The sequence below is a fragment of the Candidatus Enterococcus avicola genome (assembly GCF_047470845.1).
Classification (GTDB): domain Bacteria; phylum Bacillota; class Bacilli; order Lactobacillales; family Enterococcaceae; genus Enterococcus_D; species Enterococcus_D casseliflavus.
Genome location: NZ_JBLGTY010000045.1, coordinates 1 through 5,232, shown reverse-complemented (window position 1 = coordinate 5,232; position 5,232 = coordinate 1). Strand labels below are relative to the sequence as shown.

Genomic DNA, 5,232 nt, shown 5'->3' with positions numbered 1-5,232 from the left:
AGATTGTTTCTAATTCTCAATCAGTTGGCTTAGCATTTGTTCAAGTTCGCCTTCGGCCTGTTGAAAGCCTTTATGACTGCGACCTAGGAATTTTTGGTTGTAAGTATCAAAAGACGAGACTAAGAAACGTTCCATCGACTCTTCGTTTTGGAACTGTTCCTTGCGGTGGCTGTATTTCTTGATTTGCTTATTAAAGGATTCAATCAAGTTCGTAGAATAAATACTCTTGCGTATGGCCAAGGGGAAATCATAGAAAGTGAGCAAGTGATCGTTCGAAAGAATCGATTCAACCACTTTTGGATAGCTGGTTTTCCATTTTTTCGCAAAAGCACCACGTGCTTCCAACGCCACCTCTTTAGATGAGGCTTGATACACCATTTTAAAATCATCACAGACTTCCTTACGATCATCGACACGCACTTTGTGACTGATATTACGGGAAACGTGTACACAACAATGTTGAAAACGAGCTTTGGGATAGAACCGACTAATCGCTCCTACCATCCCCTTTAAGCCATCCGTGATGAACAGGAGGACATTTTTCAAACCGTGCTCTTGAAGGTCCAATAAAATTTCCTCCCAAATCGTGATGGATTCAGTCGGTGCAATCGCATAGCTCAATACTTCCTTTGATCCGTCCGGGCGAATGCCAACTGCGATATGAATAGCTTCCTTGGCGACGGTTTTCCGCTTTAACGGAATATACGTTGCGTCCATATAAATAGCAGCATAACGGTCATGAAGCTCCCGCCCTTTAAACGCCGTTACCTCTTCTGTAAATGATTTTGTTATATTGGACATGGTTTGGGGCGTGTAGTGATGCCCATACATTTTCTCAATCAAGTCTGCGATTTCCGACATGGTAATACCTTTTCGGAAGAGGTGAATGACGGTCTCCTCTAACGTGTCATTCGTCCGTCTATAAGCAGGAACAGTCTGTTGCTTGAACTCACCATTGCGGTCGCGCGGAATCTGGAGATGAAGTTCCCCATACTCGGTCTTGACCGTACGGTCATAGGAGCCGTTACGAGAATTACCCGTGTTAAAACCAATGCGATCATACTTTTCGTAATCTAGGAAAGCCGTTAACTCCGTTTTGAGAAGCGTATTGACTGCTTTCTCCAAATGGACACGGAATAATTCATTCAAATCGCCTTTGTTCGCTAGAGTCTTTAGAATTTCTGTAGTAAAATCGTTCATAGGGAAGTCCTCTCTTCTGTGAATGTGTTGTGGTAACTCTATTCTACAGAAGGGATTTCCTTTTTTCTATTTACACAAAATATTTTACACTCTAGAAGTAAACAAATAGCTTATATTTTAGGATGTACACAAATTGACAAGTATAATAAAACTTTGATAAAATACAAATGTTTTTTTATTTTTATGTGTGATTAGTTAGAACTTACTTAAATCCTATTATAATATTTTTGTTAATGATTTTAATAAAATGATTGGAGAGAAAATGATGGATCAAAAAGCGTTTATCGAATCTATTGATTCTACAATCGATAGATTAAAAAAAGAAATTCGATTTTATAATAGAGTAATTGGTATCGGAAATATTATAAAAATAGTCTTATCAGCTAGTATCCCAATATTAATTGATCAGGCTTCCGAACACAGGTCTTTACTATTGATTGTTTCAATTGCTTCAGCAATAATTACAATTATACAAAGTGGGATGTCTGCATTTAATTATCAAGATAAAGTACAGACTTCGACAGAGTTATTAATGAAAATTGAAAAAGAAAAGTTGTTATATATAACGAAAACATCCCCATATAATAAAACAGATGAAGAAAATTTCCATTTAATCGTTACAACCCTTCAAACTGAATTAAATGATATTATCTCTGATTTTAATCAAGTTAATAACTAAAAATTTATTTAATTAGAAAGTAGTGCAGATAATACTAATTGTACAATTAAGAAAAGAGATAAGACTTTACATTCCTAAAAAAATGTAAAGTCTTATCTCTTTTCTTAATGCTATAAATTCATAATAACATTATGGACAATAAATTTAAAATTTATTCAGACTGTAGACAAACTCCTAACTTTAGAGTGTTGTTTGCAGTCTGACGACTCAAAAATGAGTCGTATAAATCAATTATAGTAATAAGTCATTGATTTCTTTAAATTCTTTATCAAGTTCTTTTTCGTCATATTTTTCATATTTATCAGCTTCATGAAGAACTTTTTTAATTTCATGAATAGCCTTTCGTTCAACTAACCATTTTTTTAGGTTATGTTTTTTTTCTGGATTTTCAGATAACGTATCAAGTTCGTCTAACTCTTTATCCAGTTTATTGACAACAGAAACAATTTTGTTTACAACTTTTTCTTCTTTGTTTTCTAAATTTGACATTTATCTTCACGTCCTTTTTATTTGATAATTTAAGTATAGAACTTTGATATAGTTTATACAAATAGAAACGCTTCTTCGTGTATTCTGTGATTTTCTTTTGAAATGAGGAAAACTTTGGAGTAAAATGAACGTGGACAGAATAATATTTAGGAGGAATAAACTATGTGTACGTCTATTACTTATGTAACAAGTGATCATTATTTTGGAAGGAATTTTGATTATGAAATATCTTACAATGAAGTAGTCACTGTTACTCCAAGAAATTATAAGTTGAATTTTCGAAAGGTAAATGATTTGGATACTCATTATGCAATGATTGGTATTGCCGCTGGTATAGCTGACTACCCTCTTTATTACGATGCGACAAATGAAAAAGGATTGAGTATGGCTGGGCTAAATTTTTCTGGGTATGCTGATTATAAAGAAATACAAGAAGGGAAAGACAATGTATCTCCTTTTGAATTTATTCCTTGGATTTTAGGACAATGCTCAACAGTAGGAGAAGCTAAAAAATTGTTAAAAAATATCAATTTAGCAAATATAAATTATAGTGATGAACTTCCTTTATCCCCTTTACATTGGCTATTAGCTGATAAAGAAAAATCAATTGTCATTGAAAGTATGAAAGATGGACTTCATATATATGATAACCCTGTGGGCGTTCTTACCAATAATCCTTCATTTGACTATCAATTATTTAATTTAAACAATTATCGTGTCTTATCGAGTGAAACTCCTAAAAATAATTTTTCAAATCAAATAAGTTTGAATGCCTATAGCCGCGGTATGGGAGGGATAGGCTTGCCTGGAGATTTATCCTCAGTATCTCGTTTTGTTAAAGCGACTTTTACGAAGCTGAATTCTGTATCTGGAGATTCAGAGTCAGAAAGTATTAGTCAATTTTTCCATATCTTAGGTTCAGTAGAACAACAAAAAGGTTTGTGTGATGTTGGTGATGGAAAATATGAATATACAATTTATTCTTCTTGTTGCAATGTTGACAAAGGAATCTATTATTATCGAACATATGAAGACAGTCAAATTACTGCAATTGATATGAATAAAGAAGACTTAGATAGTCATAAGTTAATTAGTTATCCAATTATAGAAAAACAACAAATTAAATATATAAATTAGTTAATGTGTTGTGATTGATTATTTAATATAGATATAATACAAAAAGGCAAAGATATTTTCAAAACATTTTTTCTTGATGTGATATCCTTGTCTTTTTTGTAATGTTTTTAACTTATTGCTTTTGCAAAATTTATTTACCTGTTTTCTGGATCAACGATAGTGTATATTATGCTATCCTTGTTTGGATTTTAGGACGTTTAAAGAGGCACTTTTTTACATAACTTAATCCATAGACCTTTTAAGCATGCTGTGAGATAATAATAAAGAAGAGTTTAAAGCGCACCCCAAACCACTTCCCCATAAGTGTATTACGCTTTAAACTCTTTTATATTTGAAGCCATTAAAAAGCATACCATATAACTATAAAAAATAATGGGAAAAAGACTTATAAGGGAGCGTCAATAATTTTGTGTAAATGGTTCCTCCCTACTGTAGATTGTTTCTAATTCTCAATCAGTTGGCTTAGCATTTGTTCAAGTTCGCCTTCGGCCTGTTGAAAGCCTTTATGACTGCGACCTAGGAATTTTTGGTTGTAAGTATCAAAAGACGAGACTAAGAAACGTTCCATCGACTCTTCGTTTTGGAACTGTTCCTTGCGGTGGCTGTATTTCTTGATTTGCTTATTAAAGGATTCAATCAAGTTCGTAGAATAAATACTCTTGCGTATGGCCAAGGGGAAATCATAGAAAGTGAGCAAGTGATCGTTCGAAAGAATCGATTCAACCACTTTTGGATAGCTGGTTTTCCATTTTTTCGCAAAAGCACCACGTGCTTCCAACGCCACCTCTTTAGATGAGGCTTGATACACCATTTTAAAATCATCACAGACTTCCTTACGATCATCGACACGCACTTTGTGACTGATATTACGGGAAACGTGTACACAACAATGTTGAAAACGAGCTTTGGGATAGAACCGACTAATCGCTCCTACCATCCCCTTTAAGCCATCCGTGATGAACAGGAGGACATTTTTCAAACCGTGCTCTTGAAGGTCCAATAAAATTTCCTCCCAAATCGTGATGGATTCAGTCGGTGCAATCGCATAGCTCAATACTTCCTTTGATCCGTCCGGGCGAATGCCAACTGCGATATGAATAGCTTCCTTGGCGACGGTTTTCCGCTTTAACGGAATATACGTTGCGTCCATATAAATAGCAGCATAACGGTCATGAAGCTCCCGCCCTTTAAACGCCGTTACCTCTTCTGTAAATGATTTTGTTATATTGGACATGGTTTGGGGCGTGTAGTGATGCCCATACATTTTCTCAATCAAGTCTGCGATTTCCGACATGGTAATACCTTTTCGGAAGAGGTGAATGACGGTCTCCTCTAACGTGTCATTCGTCCGTCTATAAGCAGGAACAGTCTGTTGCTTGAACTCACCATTGCGGTCGCGCGGAATCTGGAGATGAAGTTCCCCATACTCGGTCTTGACCGTACGGTCATAGGAGCCGTTACGAGAATTACCCGTGTTAAAACCAATGCGATCATACTTTTCGTAATCTAGGAAAGCCGTTAACTCCGTTTTGAGAAGCGTATTGACTGCTTTCTCCAAATGGACACGGAATAATTCATTCAAATCGCCTTTGTTCGCTAGAGTCTTTAGAATTTCTGTAGTAAAATCGTTCATAGGGAAGTCCTCTCTTCTGTGAATGTGTTGTGGTAACTCTATTCTACAGAAGGGACTTCCTTTTTTCTATTTACACAAAATATTTTACACTCTC

At 35.1% G+C, this 5,232-nt stretch carries 5 protein-coding genes; 2 read left to right on the top strand and 3 right to left on the bottom strand.

Features of this window, described 5'->3' with window-relative positions:
- Positions 1–9: 9 nt before the first annotated feature.
- Positions 10–1,200: an IS256-like element ISLgar5 family transposase gene (locus ACI3E5_RS17405; protein WP_498855887.1), complete on the bottom strand. Its 1,191-nt coding sequence runs from the start codon at positions 1,198–1,200 to the stop codon at positions 10–12.
- A gap of 247 nt (positions 1,201–1,447) precedes the next feature.
- On the opposite strand from ACI3E5_RS17405, the gene ACI3E5_RS17400 reads away from it, so the two are divergent.
- Positions 1,448–1,879, top strand: coding sequence for a DUF4231 domain-containing protein (locus ACI3E5_RS17400; RefSeq protein ID WP_002305693.1), 432 nt, complete (start codon positions 1,448–1,450; stop codon positions 1,877–1,879).
- A gap of 231 nt (positions 1,880–2,110) precedes the next feature.
- Here the strand turns inward: ACI3E5_RS17400 and ACI3E5_RS17395 are convergent, their stop codons facing one another.
- Positions 2,111–2,368, bottom strand: a complete 258-nt coding sequence (locus tag ACI3E5_RS17395; RefSeq protein WP_002295273.1) for a hypothetical protein — start codon at positions 2,366–2,368, stop codon at positions 2,111–2,113.
- Between the two features lie 162 nt (positions 2,369–2,530).
- On the opposite strand from ACI3E5_RS17395, the gene bsh reads away from it, so the two are divergent.
- Positions 2,531–3,505: a choloylglycine hydrolase gene (bsh, locus tag ACI3E5_RS17390; RefSeq protein WP_002287105.1), complete on the top strand. Its 975-nt coding sequence runs from the start codon at positions 2,531–2,533 to the stop codon at positions 3,503–3,505.
- A gap of 442 nt (positions 3,506–3,947) precedes the next feature.
- On the opposite strand, the gene ACI3E5_RS17385 is transcribed toward bsh, so the two are convergent.
- The gene (locus ACI3E5_RS17385) at positions 3,948–5,138 is read right to left on the bottom strand and encodes an IS256-like element ISLgar5 family transposase (protein ID WP_498855887.1); all 1,191 of its coding nucleotides are present in this window, start codon (positions 5,136–5,138) and stop codon (positions 3,948–3,950) included.
- Between the last annotated feature and the right edge of the window lie 94 nt (positions 5,139–5,232).